The sequence below is a fragment of the Antarctobacter sp. genome (genome assembly GCF_034670325.1).
Taxonomy (GTDB): domain Bacteria; phylum Pseudomonadota; class Alphaproteobacteria; order Rhodobacterales; family Rhodobacteraceae; genus Antarctobacter.
Genome location: NZ_JAXMNR010000003.1, coordinates 190,415 through 205,311, shown reverse-complemented (window position 1 = coordinate 205,311; position 14,897 = coordinate 190,415). Strand labels below are relative to the sequence as shown.

Here is a 14,897-nt window from a genome sequence, read left to right as displayed (position 1 = left end):
CATCACTCGGGCCATGGAAATCTACAAGATCCTCCGCGCCGACGAGTGGTCGGCCCTGCGTGACCAAAAGGAAACCGCTGGCGCGCCCATCGACGTCGCTGACGGTTTTATCCATTTCTCGACCGCCCAGCAGGCGCAAGAGACGGCAGCGAAACATTTCGCCGGGGCTGACGGGCTGTTTCTGGCCGCGCTGGACAGCGATGCTCTGGGTGACGCGCTGAAATGGGAGGTGTCGCGCGGCGATGCCCTGTTCCCGCATCTCTACGGCCCGCTGCGGCTGGCCGATATCCTCTGGTGTCAGCCCCTGCCCTTGGGCGCGGACGGCAGCCACGCCTTTCCGCCCGGCATTGCATGAGTGACCACATCGACCCCACGCGCCCGCAGTTCGACGCCTTCAAGGCGCTCGACCGCGATGAACCCTGTGAGATGCTGAACCTTGTCCGCCTGCGCGACACCGCGCAATATCCCGAAGGGCATGAACTGGCGGATTCCGGCCTCAGCGGGGCCGAGGCCTATCGCCTCTATGGCAAACACAGCGGCCCGGTCTTTGCCCGCGTCGGCGGTCAGATCCTCTGGCGCGGCGATTTCCGCACCATGCTGACCGGGCCAGAGGCCGAGCACTGGGACCACGTCTTTGTCGCCCGCTACCCCTCTGCGCACGCCTTTCTCGCCATGGTGACGGACCCCGCGTATCAGCGCGCCGTTGTCCACCGTCAGGCCGCCGTCCGCGACTCGCGCCTGATCCGCTGCGCGCCCGCCCCCGCCGGAGAGGTGTTCGGATGACCCCGCTCGAACGTCTTGGCCTTACCCTGATGCACCGGATGGACCCGGAAACCGCGCATGGCCTCGCGCTGAAGGCGCTTCAGGCCGGTGTGTCGCACAGCCCCGGCCTTGTGACGTCAAACCGGCTGCGCACCTCCGTCGCGGGTCTCAACCTGCCCAACCCGGTCGGCCTTGCCGCCGGGTTCGACAAGAATGCCACAGCCCTTCAGGGCCTGTCCCGCGCCGGGTTCGGCTTTATCGAGGTCGGTGCCGCCACCCCGCGCCCCCAGCCCGGCAACCCGCGCCCGCGCCTGTTTCGCCTGACCGAGGACCGCGCCGCGATCAACCGCTTCGGCTTTAACAACGACGGAATGGAGGCCATCGGCGCGCGGCTCAAAACCCGCCCCCGCGATCTGGTGCTGGGCCTGAACCTTGGAGCCAACAAGGACAGCGCCGACCGCGCCGGGGATTTCGCCCGCGTGCTGACCCACTGCGGCGCCAACGTCGATTTCGCCACCGTCAACGTCAGTTCCCCCAACACCGAAAAACTGCGCGACCTGCAAGGCAAGGCGGCGCTCGCCGCCCTGCTCGCGGGCGTCATGCAGGCCCGCGACGCGCTGGCTCACCCCATCCCGGTATTCCTGAAAATCGCGCCCGATCTGGACGATGCCGAACTCGCCGACGTGGCAGAGGTCGCGCTGTCCTCCGGCGTGGCGGGCATCATCGCCACCAACACCACCCTGTCACGGGCGGGCCTGCGCTCCCGCCACGCCGATGAGGCGGGCGGGCTGTCCGGCGAGCCGCTGTTCGACCGTTCCACCCGCGTCCTCGCCCGCCTGTCGCAACTGACCGATGGCGCGCTGCCGCTTATCGGCGTCGGCGGCGTCGGCTCTGCCGAACAGGCCTACGAAAAGATCCGCGCCGGGGCGAGCCTCGTGCAACTCTACACCGCGCTGGTCTACGGCGGCCTTAGCCTCGTCGAGGAGATCACCAAGGGGCTGGATACCCTACTGGCGCGCGACGGTTTTGACTCGGTCGCACAGGCCGTGGGCAGCGGACGCAGCGCGTGGCTCTAATGCCCGCGTGACTTCGTACCGCTGACGCTCACAGACGCGGCACAGCCTCCGCCACTTTGGCTGCGGTGACAAAACCCCGGACCAGCTCCGCATCCTTGACCCCCGGCGCGCTCTCCACGCCCGAGGACACATCCACCTGCGCCACACCGGTCATTGCGACGGCGCGCGCCACGTTCTGCGGTGTCAGCCCCCCCGCCAACATCCACGGCCGTGACCAGCGCCGCCCGGCAATCAACCGCCAGTCAAAGGCCAACCCGTTGCCACCCGGCAAGTCCGCCCCCTTGGGCGGCTTGGCATCCACAAGGATCTGATCCGCAACCCGCTGATACACATCCAGCTTGTCCAGATCCGCCGCGTCGGCCACACCGACCGCCTTCATCACCGGCAATCCATACCGCGAGCGCACCTCGGCCACCCGTTCCGGCGGCTCTGACCCGTGCAACTGGATCATGTCCAACGGCACCTGCGCGGTGATCTCGTCCAACAAGGCGTCCGAGGGGTTCACTACCAACCCGACCTTGGCCAGCCCCACCGGCGCCCGCAGCGCCAGCTCCCGCGCCACCGCGACAGAGACATGCCGCGGGCTCTTGGGGAAAAAGACCAACCCGGCATAAGAGGCCCCTGCCCCGGCCACGGCATCGACATCTTCAGGCCGCGTCAGGCCACAGATCTTCACGCGCACGTCCGCCATGCAGGCCCCTGCTTCTTTTTGGTAAAAATACTCCGGGGTGAATGCGCCCGAAGGCGCAGAGGGGCAGCGCCCCTCCCCTCCCGGTGACCGGATCAGCTGGCCTGATCCAGAATCGCCAGCACCTCGTCCTTGTCCTTGTCGCGCTCGGCCTGCGTCTTCTTCAACTGACGCTCCAGCTTGCGCACCTCGGTCTTCTTGGCAGAGGCCTCGGCGCGGTACTTGTATTCGCGCAGCCACTCATAGACCTCGCCCAGAACCCAGCCCAGCACGAGGAACCCCAGCGCCACGGCAAACAGCGGCACCTCGACGGAAAACGCCAGCCTGTCCATCTGCGGAAGACGTGTCAGCCCCTCAGGCAGCGTGTTCAGCGTCACCCACTGCAAGTTCGCGACGCAGACAACCGTCAGGACAATGAGTAGAATCGCGTAGAATGCGTAAAGAACGTAGCGCATGGATTACTTTCCGTTCAGGCGGTCTCGCAAGAGCTTGCCGGTCTTGAAGAAGGGCACGTGCTTTTCCTCGACCTCGACCGACTCCCCGGTGCGGGGGTTCCGCCCGACGCGCGCGTCCCGCTTCTTGACCGAAAAGGCCCCGAAGCCCCGCAGCTCGACCCGGTCGCCCCGGGCCATGGCGTTGGTGATCTCTTCGAAGATCGTGTTCACGATCCTCTCCACGTCACGCTGATACAGATGTGGATTCTCATCCGCAATCTTCTGGATCAATTCAGATCTGATCATACCCCACATCCCCCGTGGACTCGGCATTTGCCTTGGTCTTTTGCGCAACTATACGCGCCGATGATTGAAACGGGAACCGCCTAAGAACGTGAAAAAATCAGGATTCGCAGCAGTTTGCGTGCCGAATCCCGGACACCGGCGGGAATCCCCGCTGTCCTGCCAGCCGAGGCACGACACAAAACCACGGCATCGCGGCCTGCGATTCGCCCTGCGCGACCTGCCCGGCGGGGCCATTTTCCGTCGCATTGTATCCGTTAGGGGTTGGTCAAGACATCGCTCTCATAGTCGCCCCAACGATTGACTGAACGGGCCGTTGCCAAGGCTTGTTATGCGTTGCATGGACTGGAGAGATTTTGACACCCTTCCCTTTTTCGGGCGCGTTTCGCCGGACCCTGATGCGCGCCTTGCGCAGACCTGTCACCTCCCTTGTCCGGACCGCCTTGCCCCTGACCTGCTGGGTTATCGGCGCTGGCAGCGCACAGGCCGACGACCACATTCTTGCCATCGGTGCCTGTCCGGCTTGGGCCGGTGTCCCGCCCGCCGTCTGCGAAACCGCCGTGACAGAGGTGACGGCCGCTTTGTCGGCGCGCTACGCCGTTCCCGATACGCAGGTCCACACCCTCCTGAATGCGCAGGCCACGGTCACGGGCTTTGTGGACTTTCTGAATGCCCTGCCCCCCATCGCCGCCGATGACCGGGTCTTTCTCTATGTCGTCATGCACAACGGCGGCGGTCATCAGGACCGCGCCGCCTCGGCCACGGACGATATCCTTGTGTTCTGGTCCGATACCGACCCGGGCGTGATCGAATTTGCCATTGCCGAAGGCAAATGGCTCCGCGCCAGCGACTTTGGCGACGCGATCGGCCAACTCGGGATGGGCACGCTGGTCGCGTTTCTGGAAAATTGCCAATCCGGCGCTCTGGGGCTTGAGATCCTGCATGAAACGACCCCAAAGACCAAACATGTCGCCACCATCGCATCCGCGCAGGCGGGCCAGTACGCAAACCTGACACTGGATTACAAACAGCCTCTGTTCAGCAACCTGCTGGTCGCCGCAATGAACGGCCCAAAGCTGCCGCTGTCAGAGCTGCTGACCACCGTCTCGGGTCAGGTCACCGACACCTCGGGGCCGATCTGCGCTGCGCATAAGGTCAAATCAGCGACCCCGGGTGGCTTTACGCCCGACTGTCGACAAACACCCGTTATCCGGGATCCGCAGGCCGTTTTACCCGGCCTTTGATCCCGCACCAGATGTGGTTGCGCACACGCGCGACCTCATGCCCGGCCATTCCGGCCTCCTCCGAGCGTCCGTCGCTCATCCCCCCAAGTGGAGAATGACTATGAAATATGCAATGGCAGCCGCAATCCTCGCAGCATCGACCCTGTCCGCTCATGCATTTCACATTAGCATCGGCTTTGCGGAAGAAGGTGCAAACGCCGTTCTCTGCGTCCTCAACGATGTGACCGTGCTGGCCGAAAAGTCCGCTGATTGCGATGCCATCGGTGGCATGACCAGCCATGAGGTGACCCCGGTCGCCAAATAAGCGCACCGCGATCGTCGCACTTCAAGACCCCGTGTCACGGCGGGGTCTTGTTTTCCCTGCTGACACTGTTCCGCCGGTTGCAGCGCGCCGCGCGTCCTGCACGGACCGCAACGCCGCGAAACCCGGACGCCTGACGGCCCAATGCGCTGGCACCATCGCCCCTGAAAAACGTCTGCCGCCGGTCGGGCCTCGCTACTGGCAGACCGCCGCAAACTCGGTCCAGTCACCGGACGCTTTTTCCGCCGGCTTGAAATAAACGAGCCGCATCCCCCCCTCAGCACAGGTCTTGGCGGCCTCTTCCTTGACGTCCTGCGCCGTCCAGGCAGAGCCATAGCGCCCGCGAAGCTGCTTTTGACCCTGTACCTCGACCCGGCGCATGGTCATCCCGGTGCCTCCGGGCGGAGGCCCGTCCTGCGTGACCTCTGCCCCATCGTCAGGGAGCACAATCTGGTCTTGCGCGGCACCCGGCCCCGCCAAGATCAGCCCAAAGACCAACAGCACGACATGCTTCATTCCGATCCCCTGTCTCAAGCGCCCCTTGGCGTCCTTGGCACAAAAGCAAAAAGGCCCCGCAAATGCGAGGCCTTTTCGGTGTTTTCAGGAAACGAGATTACTCGTCGCGCTTCAGAGCCGCGCCAAGGATGTCGCCCAGCGACGCACCCGAGTCGGAGGACCCGAACTGTTCCACGGCTTCTTTCTCTTCGGCGATCTCGCGTGCCTTGATCGACAGACCCAGACGGCGGGTCTTGGTGTCGATATTGGTGACGCGCACGTCGACCTTGTCACCGACCGAGAAACGCTCGGGGCGCTGCTCGGCACGATCACGCGACAGGTCAGAGCGGCGGATGAAGGATTTCATGCCTTCGTATTCCACCTCGATGCCACCATCCTCGATCGCGGTGACCTCGACGGTCACGATCGAACCGCGGCGCACGCCATCAGCCGCTTCGGCGAACTTGTCGCCGCCCAGCGCCTTGATCGAGAGCGAGATACGCTCTTTCTCGACGTCCACTTCGGAGACGATCGCCTGAACGATGTCGCCCTTGCGGTATTCCTGAATGGCTTCTTCGCCGCGCTGGTCCCACGACAGGTCGGACAGGTGGACCATGCCGTCGATCTCGCCTTCGAGGCCAATGAACAGACCGAATTCGGTGATGTTCTTGACTTCGCCCTCGACCTGCGTGTTCTCGGGGTGTGTTTCTGCAAACACTTCCCACGGGTTGCGCATGGTCTGCTTGAGACCCAGGCTAACGCGACGCTTGGCGCCGTCGATTTCCAGCACCATGACGTCCACTTCCTGCGAGGTGGAGACGATCTTGCCGGGGTGCACGTTCTTCTTGGTCCAGGACATCTCGGAGACGTGGACCAGACCTTCGACACCGGGCTCCAGCTCAACAAATGCGCCGTAATCGGTGATGTTGGTCACGCGGCCCTTGTGGACCGAGGCCAGCGGATACTTGATGCCAACCAGATCCCACGGATCTTCCTGCAGCTGCTTCATGCCGAGGCTGATACGGTGGGTGTCCTTGTTGATCTTGATGACCTGAACCTTGACGGTCTCGCCGATCGACAGGATCTCGGACGGATGGTTCACACGGCGCCATGCCATGTCGGTGACGTGCAGCAGGCCGTCAACGCCACCCAGATCGACGAATGCGCCGTACTCGGTGATGTTCTTGACCACGCCGTCAACCGCGTCGCCTTCTTGCAGCTTGCTGATAACCTCAGCGCGCTGCTCGGCGCGGGACTCTTCAAGGATCGCGCGGCGCGAGACAACGATGTTGCCACGGCGACGGTCCATCTTGAGGATCTGGAACGGCTGCTTGAGACCCATCAGCGGGCCGGCGTCACGCACGGGGCGCACGTCAACCTGAGAGCCGGGCAGGAACGCAACAGCGCCGCCAAGGTCGACAGTAAAGCCGCCTTTGACCCGACCAAAGATCGCACCTTCGACGCGCGCGTCGTCGGCGTATGCTTTTTCCAGACGGTCCCAGGCTTCTTCGCGGCGCGCCATCTCGCGGGAGATGACAGCTTCGCCACGGGCGTTTTCGGCGGAGCGGAGGTAAACCTCGACTTCGTCGCCAACCTTGACTTCGGGATTTTCGCCTGGTTCTGCGAATTCTTTCAGATCGACGCGGCCTTCCATCTTGTAACCGACGTCGATGATGGCTTGTCCCGCTTCAATCGCGATGACTTTGCCTTTGACAACCGAACCTTCGTCCGGGGTGTCCATTTCGAGGCTTTCATTAAGGAGGGCCTCGAATTCCTCCATCGATGCGCTAGGCATATGTGTGTACGGTCCTTTACAACAGTTTTCTGGCCATGCGGTTGTCTCCGCCGGTCTGGGATGATGTCCGCCTTCGGCGAAACGGGTTGGTCAGTGGGCATGCCGCAAAACAAAGAGGGCCGGATAGTGTCCGACCCTGCTCGATCTCTTTGCCGCGGCGTTTGATGCCTTGTCGACGTTCGCGCGTATAGACCACGCGAAGCCGCCGGTCAAGACATCCACCCCGGCAGTCCCTTGCGAGCCAAGTCCAGACCGGACATGGGCCGGGCGTAGGCCGGGCTTCAGCCCGCCCCCCCCGTCACCCCGCCGCAAAGACCTCACCGCCCATGGCGGCGGTCATCTTCATCGGCAATTCCTCTGCCGCCTGCGACCGGATTTCGGCGATGCGCGCCTGCGCCGCTTCTGCCGTCGCGGCATCCGCGTATTCGGTCACAACCATGAAACTGCGGTCCGCCACCCGCACCATAGTGACCCGCTGCGCCCCGACCGACTTGACCAGCGGCACGTATTTCTCGCGCGCCAAGGTCTCCATCTCGTCGGTCCAGTCCTCTGTTTCCCAATGCGAAATCGTAAAATGTGCCATTTTATCTCCCCCGGAAAAAGCCGCCCCGGACATGGCGCGGCCCCGCCAGTCTGCGCCTTTTTTCGCGAATCAGGAAATTTGCGCCCCGGCTCATTACGCTGCAGCCGCTGTCCTGCCGGTCAAACAGCGGCCCATCGGCCCTATGGAGTTGCGAGTTGGGGTTGGATAAATGGCAGGGCGCCCCGGCCCCTCTCAGGCCGCGCCAATCACCGTGTTCACCGCCTCCAGCATATCACGCTGGGCCACCGGTTTGATCAGGTGCCAATCGTCCGCCTGCAAACCATTGTCGTGAGACGCCGCCGACAAGGCTGCCAATGGCGTCCAGACGATGCTGTTGACGCAACTGCGCCGCGGCCCGCTGTGCTTCGCTGTTGTCGAACATCACCGCCAGCGACCGCACGAACCGGCCCTGATCATCATATTCGGCCATCCCAGACAAAAGAACCGGCACCAGTTCGCCGTCCGCGCTAACAAAGTCATAGGCGACAATATGCATGATTCCGGTGCGGAAGAATTGCGGGAGGGTAACCTTGCGCGCGTATTCCCGCGATGCGTCGCTCAGAAAATCGACGGACTTTCTGCCGACCATCTCTTCGATTTCGTAGCCCAGCATATTGGCCCAAAACGGCTGACACGCAAAAGATTACCGTCTTGGTCGATCGAGTGCATAAGCACCGGCGCCGAAACAAAGAGCGGCTCCATCGGGTCCTCAGAGTCCATCTATTTCCACAACCTTATGATATTGCTTGATATTTAAGGCACGCCTCCTGCGCACGCCATGTGTCAGAGCGGCCCCCCGCGAAAGACGTTTCGCTGTAATTTACGCCAATAACCTAGCCTATTGAACATGCTCGTTAACAAACTATTCAGGATTTACCCGCCGAAGACGTATGTTCCGTCAGGTAATCCTGATCGCGAGTGGCCCCGCGTGCCGACTGACCCAAATGCCTATCGGCGGCGCAGCGCGCTCTGGTCTGGTCTATCGGTTGTCGGATCGAGGCGGCGATAGGGTCTCACCCGCGCTGCCACTACGGGCATCATCATGCGAGAGCGGGCCATCGTGGGCGCCGCCTCTTAACTTTTGCGCCCGCGCCCTTATGTTAATCCCATCAACATTGACCCGCCGCCGCATCGGAGTCCGGAATGAACTACGTCCTCGCCCTCTTCCTGCCGCCGATCTCGATCCTTTTGACCGGGCGGCCGATCCTGTCGATCATCGTCTTCCTGATCTGGATTCCGGCGATCATCTTTTCAGGCGGGCTGACGCACCCGATGTTCATCGCGCTGGCGTGGATTCTGATCTACCAGTCGGGCGAAGAGCAGCGCACGCGCCGAATCGAACGCAGCGGGCGTTGAGCGTCGAGCGCCGTTTCAGGCCCTTGCGCATCCATCCGCCAGAGGGCCAAGACGTTAACCAAAGGTAAAACCACCTCTGTAACCCCTTGATATTTATAAGCGCCAAAGCTGTCCACGCGTGGACAGCCCCTCAGGCCACCTGATTGCCCCGGCTCCAGACGCCCCTCAGCAGCGGCACCTGCCCCGACACCCCAAAGCGCATCAGATCGGCCCGCCTGCCCACCGCCAGAACCCCCCGATCATCCAGCCCCACCGCCTCGGCAGGGGCCTTGGTCACGGTCGCGATGCCCCTCGGCAGATCGCTCCATATCTCACCCAGCCTGACCGCCGCCAACAGCAGCGCCGCCGGAACATAATCGGAGGAGACGATGTCCAGCAGGTCCAGCCGCGCCAGTTCCTCTGCCGCCACGTTGCCGGAATGAGAGCCGCCCCGGATCAGATTGGGCGCCCCCATCATCACCGCGATGCCATGCGCCCGGCAGGCCTGCGCCGCCTCGGCGCTGGTCGGAAATTCCGCCAGCCGGATGCCATAGCCCGCCGAGGTCTCGACCTGCGCGCGCGTGGTGTCGTCATGGCTGGCCAGCACCGCCCCGAACCGCGCCGCCTCGGACACCGTCGCCGCCTCATGCGCCGCCCCATAGCGGTCGCGCAGGGCCTTCAGCTCGGCGATATGTTCGATGACCTCCGCGTCCGACAGCCCCAACCTGCCCTTCTTGTAGGCCATGAGCTTGTCGATATCCCGGAACTGCCGCTGCCCCGGCGTGTGGTCCATAAGGCTGACCAGTCCGACGCGGTCTTCACGCCCGAACTCCGCCAGTTCCTCAACCAACGTCTCCGAGCAGACCTCGGCCCGCAGGTGCAGAAAGTGGCTGATCTTGAGCATCTCCGCCGTGCGCAGATCCAGCATCTCCCGCGACAGGGCGCGGGCATATTTCAGGTAACGCCCCCGCCCGGATGGAATAGAGCCGATCCGCATGGCATCGAAAACCGTGGTGATCCCGGTCGAGGCCAGTTCCGCATCATGCGCCACGATGGCCGCCGCGTGGGGCCAGTCGACCCCCGGACGCGGCTGGATGTGACGTTCCAGATTGTCGGTGTGCAGCTCTATCATCCCCGGCGCGAGGTAATCGCCGATGCAATCCACCGCGCCCGCGGGGACCGACACCCCCTCACCCATCGCCGCGATGACGCCGTTTTCAACACGCACCCAGCCGCGCGCCACCCGATCAGGCAGCACCAGTGTCGCATTGGCAAGCGTGCGCCCGTCTGTCACGTCCGCGTCACGCGCATTGGGCATAGGCCCGGAGAGAGTGGAGGTCGTCATGCATTTCTCCCGTTACGCTGTCTACGTGACCCTTCCAAAGGGTCCGCTGTCTGACTTCGGTGCTCAATGGCTGGGCTGGAACGCCGCAACCGGCGAACGCCCCGACGCCCCGATGATCCACGGCCTTCCGATGCCCGCCCATGATATTACCGCCACCCCGCGCAAATACGGGTTGCACGGCACCATGAAACCGCCGTTCCGCCTTGCGGACGGGCACAGTTTCAACGCACTGCACGATGGGTTCGCCGCGTTCTGCGCCGCGCACGGTCCGGTGACGCTGGACGGGCTGGCGCTGACCCGGCTGGGCAGCTTTCTGGCGCTGACGCCGGTGGGAGACGCGGACGCGCTGGCAAGGCTCGCCGCGCAGGCGGTCGAGACTCTGGACCCGTTCCGCGCGCCGCTGACAGAGGTCGAGGTGGCCAAGCGCCGCAAGTCCGGCCTCAGCGACCGGCAGGACGCCCTGCTGGCGCAATGGGGTTATCCCTATGTCATGGACCAGTTCCGCTTTCACATCACGCTGAGCGGTCGGCTGGGCAAGGCGGATGCCGAACAGGTCCGCGCCGCGCTGTTGCCCCATATTGACCAGCGCCTGCCGCGACCCTTTACGGTGGATGCGCTGACGCTGTGCGGTGAGGATCAAACCGGATATTTCCATGAGCTTCACCGCTACACCCTTTGCGGCTGAAGCCGGGTCAGGATCGTGTCCACCGTTTGCTCCAGCGGGCCGGTATTCTCGACGCTGATCACCGGCAGGCCGTTGGGCAATGGCGACGCCGTGCGGCCCAGCCGGTCCGCGATCTGATCGGCGGTTTCGCGGCCACGCCCGGCTAGTCGCTGTGCCAGCACCTCAACCGGCGCGGTCAGCGACAAGACGGCAAAGCGGTCAAACCGCGCCTGAGCCCGTGCAAGCACCCCCCGCGACAGGTTGGCCAGCACATCGCGGCCCTTTGCGATGTCAGCGTCGACTTCGGTCGGAATGCCGTAGGACAGCCGATGCGCCCGCCACGACAGGGCAAACCCACCGTCGGTTTCAATCCGGTCAAACTCTGCCCCCGAGACGCCGGTATGATCCTCTCCGCCCGCCTCTTCGGGGCGGGTAATCATCCGGCGGGCGACCACAAAGCGCGGGTCGCGCGCGGCCAGCGCCGCCATCACGCTGTCCTTGCCGACACCTGAAGGACCGACAACAGCGATGAAGCGCCCCGCCATCATGCGGCCAGTCCGGGTGTAAATTGCGTCACGTCGATTTCGCGGTCGCAGACCCGATCACGCGCCGCCTGATCGTGAAAGATGCCGACGATGGCCGCACCGCGCGCCTTGGCCTCTTCGATCAGGGTCAGCACGGTTTCGCGGTTGGCGGCGTCCAGAGAGGCGGTCGGCTCATCCAGCAGCAACGCCGGATAGGCATGGGCAAACCCGCGCGCGATGTTCACGCGCTGCTGTTCGCCGCCCGAAAATGTGGTGGGTGACAACGACCAGAGCCGCTCTGGAATGCGCAGCCGGGTCAACAGCGCGCGCGCCCGGTCCCTGGCCGTGTCGCGATCCACGCCGATGGCAAGCAACGGTTCGGCCACCACGTCCAGTGTCGGCACCCGAGGCACCACGCGCAGAAATTGGCTGACATAGCCCAACACCTCGCGGCGCAGGCGGATGATTTCACGCGGTTCGGCCCGCGCCACGTCCACGCCGCCCACAATGATGGTGCCAGAGGCGGCAAGGTAATTGCCGTAGATCATCCGCATCAGGGTCGATTTCCCTGCGCCAGATGCGCCCGTCAGTGCCACACATTCCCCCGGCAGCACCGACAGCGATGCACCGCGCATCACCTCGATCACGGCGCCGCCCTGATTGTGCAGGGTGAAGGTCTTGGACAGGTCGCGAATGTCGATCATGGCGCTCATAGCCAATCCTTCCATTTGAAGAAGAGGAACGATCCAAGCGCCGATCCGGCCATCAGGCCGGTGGCGATCAAGTAGCCGTATTTCTGGCCCAGCCCCGGCAGAACCTCAAAGTTCATGCCATAGACAGAGGCGACCAGTGTCGGCGGCAAGAACAGCACCGCGACCACCGACAGGGTGCGGTTGGCGTTGCTCTGATCGAGATTGACCATGCCAAGGACCACATCCGTCACATGGGCCACCCGCCCGGTCAGAAAGTCAGCATGAACCACCAAAGAGCGGATGTCCCGCGTATGTGCCTTGAGCACCGGTTGCAGGTTCTGACCGGATTTTTTGGGAATGTTCAGCGAAAAGGTCGTGAGCGCCCGTTCCAGCGTCAGCAGCGACAGCCGGTAGCTGGCCAGTTCCTCACCCCGTTTCCCGACGGCGCGCAGCGTCGTCTTCAGCTCATCTTCGGGCTCGTCCCGCTCAAACAGGTCGCGCGCGGCGGCGTCCAGCGCCCGACCGGTGCCCTCCAGCAGATCGGCGAGGCGGGACACGATTTCCTCGATCAGGCCAAGGAACAGGTGCAAGGGCCCGCCACATCCGGTTGCGGTGAGTCCCGCGTGTTCCGGAAAGGTCTCAAAGCTGCGGGGGGCATGATAGCGGACGGTGATCATGCGGGTCGGCGTCAGCAAAAAGGCGACGGGGCCAAAGCTGCGGCGCTTTTCCGCGTCCAGTCCGGGCAGCATGACGGTCAGGACCTCGGTCTCGCCCTCGCGGTAAAAGCGGTTCGAGACCTCAATTTCTTCCATGTCTTCCAGCGATGGGACCTGAATGCCCAGCGCCTCGACCGCAGCGACCTGCTCTGGCAAGGGGCGATAGAGGTCGATCCAATGCGCGGGCTCGGGGGACGCGTCGGGTGCAAGCGCGTGCAGGCGATTTTCGGCAATGTGATAGGCGTACATCATCAGACTTGTAGTACCGATGAAACAAGGAGCTGGGTATAGGCGTGTTGCGGATCGTCCAGAACCTGATCGGTCAGACCCGCCTCGACCACATGCCCGTCTTTCATCACCATCAATCGATCCGCCAGCAGGCGCACGACGGCAAGGTCGTGGGTAACGATGATCGCACTCAGCCCCATTTCCCGCACCAAGCCGCGCAACAGGTCCAGCAGACGCGCCTGAACGGAGACATCAAGGCCCCCGGTTGGTTCGTCCATGAAGACAAGGCGCGGCCCGGTCACAAGGTTTCGCGCGATTTGCAGGCGTTGCTGCATCCCGCCGGAAAAGGCGGTGGGGCGGTCGTCGATGCGGGTGGTGTCAATCTCGACCCGGCCCAGCCAGTCTCGGGCCTGTTCGCGTATTTCACCGTAGTGGCGCGCGCCGACAGCCATCAAACGCTCCCCCACATTGCCACCCGCGCTGACGTTCATGCGCAGCCCGTCGCGCGCGTGCTGATGGACAAAGGCCCAGTCGGTGCGGCCCAGCATACGGCGTTCGGGTTCGGACATGGTGACGGTGTCGCGCAGCCCCTCGGCGCGGGTGTCGAACAAGACGCGTCCCGCGTCAGGCACCAGATGCCCGGCCATGCAGTTGAGCAGCGTTGATTTGCCAGACCCGCTTTCGCCGACAATCCCCATGACCTCACCGGGCCAGAGATCGAAACTCACCTCCGCACAGCCGATGCGCGCACCATAACGTTTTGTCAGGGTCTCGACCTTGAGCAGCGGTGTCATGCAGCGTCCTCCGAGGCGGCCTTGGCCCCTACATGCCCTGCCGCCCGGCGCGTGCGGCAGAAATCCGTGTCGGAGCAGACGAACATGCGTCCACCTTCGTCATCCACAATCACCTCGTCCAGATAGCTGTGCTCTGCCGCGCACAAATCACAGGCGGCATCGGCCTTGGTCGCTTCAAACGGGAAGTCGCGGAAATCGAGGCTGACAACCTCGGTGTAGGGGGGCAGCGCATAGATGCGTTGTTCACGCCCCGCGCCAAAAAGCTGGATCGCCGCATTGCCTGACATCTTGGGGTTGTCGAACTTGGGGATCGGCGACGGGTCCATGACATAGCGCCCCTCAACCTTGACCGGATAGGCGTAGGAGGTGGCGATCTGCCCGTGCCGCGCGATGTCCTCATATAGCTTCACATGCATCAACCCGTAGTCCTCCAGCGCGTGCATCTTGCGCGTCTCGATCTCAGACGGTTCCAGAAAGCGCAGCGGTTCCGGGATGGGCACCTGATAGACAAGGATCTGATCCTCGCTCAGCGGTTCCTCAGGGATGCGGTGACGGGTCTGGATCACGCTGGCCTTGGCGGTTTCCTCGGTCGTGGCCACCCCTGCCGTGCGCTCAAAGAACTTGCGGATCGACACCGCGTTGGTGGTGTCGTCCGCCCCCTGATCAATCACCTTGAGCGTATCCTCCGGTGTCAGGGTTGCCGCCGAGACCTGCACGCCGCCAGTACCCCAGCCGTAGGGCATGGGCATCTCGCGGCTGGCAAAGGGCACTTGATAGCCGGGCACGGCAAGCCCCTTGAGAATGGCCCGGCGGATCATCCGCTTGGTCTGTTCGTCGAGGTAGGCAAAATTGTAGTTGTTCAATTCGCGCGCTTTTTCGGGCGTCTGATCGTCATTCTGTTTCACATTCTCGCCCTCT

Annotated in this window: 20 protein-coding genes; 7 read left to right on the top strand and 13 right to left on the bottom strand. The window is 63.6% G+C overall.

The annotated features are described in order from the left end of the window. Positions 1 to 13 precede the first annotated feature (13 nt). The 3 genes from VOI21_RS08975 to VOI21_RS08965 are packed head-to-tail and all read left to right on the top strand — an operon-like array spanning position 14 to position 1,838. Positions 14 to 355, top strand: a complete 342-nt coding sequence (locus tag VOI21_RS08975; RefSeq protein WP_323769827.1) for a DUF952 domain-containing protein — start codon at positions 14 to 16, stop codon at positions 353 to 355. Then, positions 352 to 783, top strand: coding sequence for a DUF1330 domain-containing protein (locus VOI21_RS08970; RefSeq protein WP_323769503.1), 432 nt, complete (start codon positions 352 to 354; stop codon positions 781 to 783). The genes VOI21_RS08975 and VOI21_RS08970 overlap by 4 nt, the downstream gene beginning before the upstream one ends. Next, positions 780 to 1,838, top strand: a complete 1,059-nt coding sequence (locus VOI21_RS08965) for a quinone-dependent dihydroorotate dehydrogenase (protein ID WP_323769501.1) — start codon at positions 780 to 782, stop codon at positions 1,836 to 1,838. Before VOI21_RS08970 ends, VOI21_RS08965 begins: the two co-directional genes overlap by 4 nt. Before the next feature lie 28 nt (positions 1,839 to 1,866). Here the strand turns inward: VOI21_RS08965 and VOI21_RS08960 are convergent, their stop codons facing one another. The 3 genes from VOI21_RS08960 to ihfB all read right to left on the bottom strand — a co-directional run bounded on the left by VOI21_RS08960 (position 1,867) and on the right by ihfB (position 3,266). Continuing rightward, a complete protein-coding gene (locus VOI21_RS08960; RefSeq protein ID WP_323769500.1) occupies positions 1,867 to 2,529 on the bottom strand; it encodes a phosphoribosylanthranilate isomerase in 663 nt (220 codons plus the stop codon). A gap of 92 nt (positions 2,530 to 2,621) precedes the next feature. After that, positions 2,622 to 2,981, bottom strand: coding sequence for a LapA family protein (locus tag VOI21_RS08955; RefSeq protein WP_323769499.1), 360 nt, complete (start codon positions 2,979 to 2,981; stop codon positions 2,622 to 2,624). 3 nt (positions 2,982 to 2,984) lie between these two features. Beyond that, on the bottom strand, positions 2,985 to 3,266 hold the full coding sequence (gene ihfB / locus VOI21_RS08950; RefSeq protein WP_058245850.1) for an integration host factor subunit beta: 282 nt from the start codon (positions 3,264 to 3,266) through the stop codon (positions 2,985 to 2,987). Between the two features lie 353 nt (positions 3,267 to 3,619). On the opposite strand from ihfB, the gene VOI21_RS08945 reads away from it, so the two are divergent. Further along, positions 3,620 to 4,507 (top strand): hypothetical protein, encoded by an 888-nt coding sequence (locus tag VOI21_RS08945; protein WP_323769498.1) that lies wholly within the window; start codon positions 3,620 to 3,622, stop codon positions 4,505 to 4,507. A gap of 100 nt (positions 4,508 to 4,607) precedes the next feature. After that, on the top strand, positions 4,608 to 4,811 hold the full coding sequence (locus VOI21_RS08940) for a hypothetical protein (protein ID WP_323769497.1): 204 nt from the start codon (positions 4,608 to 4,610) through the stop codon (positions 4,809 to 4,811). 192 nt (positions 4,812 to 5,003) lie between these two features. On the opposite strand, the gene VOI21_RS08935 is transcribed toward VOI21_RS08940, so the two are convergent. From VOI21_RS08935 to VOI21_RS08920, 4 genes are all read right to left on the bottom strand, one after another. Continuing rightward, a complete protein-coding gene (locus VOI21_RS08935; RefSeq protein ID WP_323769496.1) occupies positions 5,004 to 5,324 on the bottom strand; it encodes a hypothetical protein in 321 nt (106 codons plus the stop codon). A 97-nt stretch (positions 5,325 to 5,421) separates the two neighbouring features. Further along, positions 5,422 to 7,098, bottom strand: coding sequence for a 30S ribosomal protein S1 (gene rpsA, locus VOI21_RS08930; RefSeq protein ID WP_323769495.1), 1,677 nt, complete (start codon positions 7,096 to 7,098; stop codon positions 5,422 to 5,424). Between the two features lie 298 nt (positions 7,099 to 7,396). Further along, complete coding sequence (locus tag VOI21_RS08925) at positions 7,397 to 7,681, bottom strand: hypothetical protein (protein ID WP_323769494.1); 285 nt, start codon at positions 7,679 to 7,681, stop codon at positions 7,397 to 7,399. 232 nt (positions 7,682 to 7,913) lie between these two features. Continuing rightward, positions 7,914 to 8,294, bottom strand: coding sequence for a PAS domain-containing protein (locus tag VOI21_RS08920; protein ID WP_323769493.1), 381 nt, complete (start codon positions 8,292 to 8,294; stop codon positions 7,914 to 7,916). Between the two features lie 530 nt (positions 8,295 to 8,824). Between VOI21_RS08920 and VOI21_RS08915 the strand changes: the two genes are divergently transcribed. Further along, a complete protein-coding gene (locus VOI21_RS08915; RefSeq protein WP_323769492.1) occupies positions 8,825 to 9,037 on the top strand; it encodes a hypothetical protein in 213 nt (70 codons plus the stop codon). Positions 9,038 to 9,167: 130 nt separating this feature from the next. Here VOI21_RS08915 and VOI21_RS08910 read toward each other — a convergent pair whose 3' ends face one another. Next, positions 9,168 to 10,310, bottom strand: coding sequence for an alpha-D-ribose 1-methylphosphonate 5-triphosphate diphosphatase (locus VOI21_RS08910; RefSeq protein ID WP_323769826.1), 1,143 nt, complete (start codon positions 10,308 to 10,310; stop codon positions 9,168 to 9,170). Between the two features lie 49 nt (positions 10,311 to 10,359). Here VOI21_RS08910 and VOI21_RS08905 point away from each other — a divergent pair, with 49 nt between their 5' ends. Further along, complete coding sequence (locus VOI21_RS08905) at positions 10,360 to 11,046, top strand: DUF1045 domain-containing protein (RefSeq protein WP_323769491.1); 687 nt, start codon at positions 10,360 to 10,362, stop codon at positions 11,044 to 11,046. Here VOI21_RS08905 and phnN read toward each other — a convergent pair. Genes phnN through VOI21_RS08880 form a run of 5 tightly spaced genes read right to left on the bottom strand, consistent with a single transcriptional unit; the run spans position 11,028 to position 14,842 of the window. Beyond that, positions 11,028 to 11,573, bottom strand: coding sequence for a phosphonate metabolism protein/1,5-bisphosphokinase (PRPP-forming) PhnN (phnN, locus tag VOI21_RS08900; protein WP_323769490.1), 546 nt, complete (start codon positions 11,571 to 11,573; stop codon positions 11,028 to 11,030). The genes VOI21_RS08905 and phnN overlap by 19 nt on opposite strands. Then, a complete protein-coding gene (phnL, locus tag VOI21_RS08895) occupies positions 11,570 to 12,253 on the bottom strand; it encodes a phosphonate C-P lyase system protein PhnL (RefSeq protein WP_323769825.1) in 684 nt (227 codons plus the stop codon). The genes phnN and phnL overlap by 4 nt, the downstream gene beginning before the upstream one ends. Positions 12,254 to 12,258: 5 nt before the next feature. Continuing rightward, the gene (locus tag VOI21_RS08890; RefSeq protein ID WP_416358967.1) at positions 12,259 to 13,209 is read right to left on the bottom strand and encodes a magnesium transporter CorA family protein; all 951 of its coding nucleotides are present in this window, start codon (positions 13,207 to 13,209) and stop codon (positions 12,259 to 12,261) included. After that, positions 13,209 to 13,979, bottom strand: a complete 771-nt coding sequence (gene phnK, locus VOI21_RS08885) for a phosphonate C-P lyase system protein PhnK (RefSeq protein ID WP_323769488.1) — start codon at positions 13,977 to 13,979, stop codon at positions 13,209 to 13,211. Before phnK ends, VOI21_RS08890 begins: the two co-directional genes overlap by 1 nt. Continuing rightward, entirely contained in the window at positions 13,976 to 14,842 is an 867-nt protein-coding gene (locus VOI21_RS08880) for an alpha-D-ribose 1-methylphosphonate 5-phosphate C-P-lyase PhnJ (RefSeq protein ID WP_323769824.1), read from the bottom strand. Before VOI21_RS08880 ends, phnK begins: the two co-directional genes overlap by 4 nt. Positions 14,843 to 14,897: the final 55 nt, after the last annotated feature.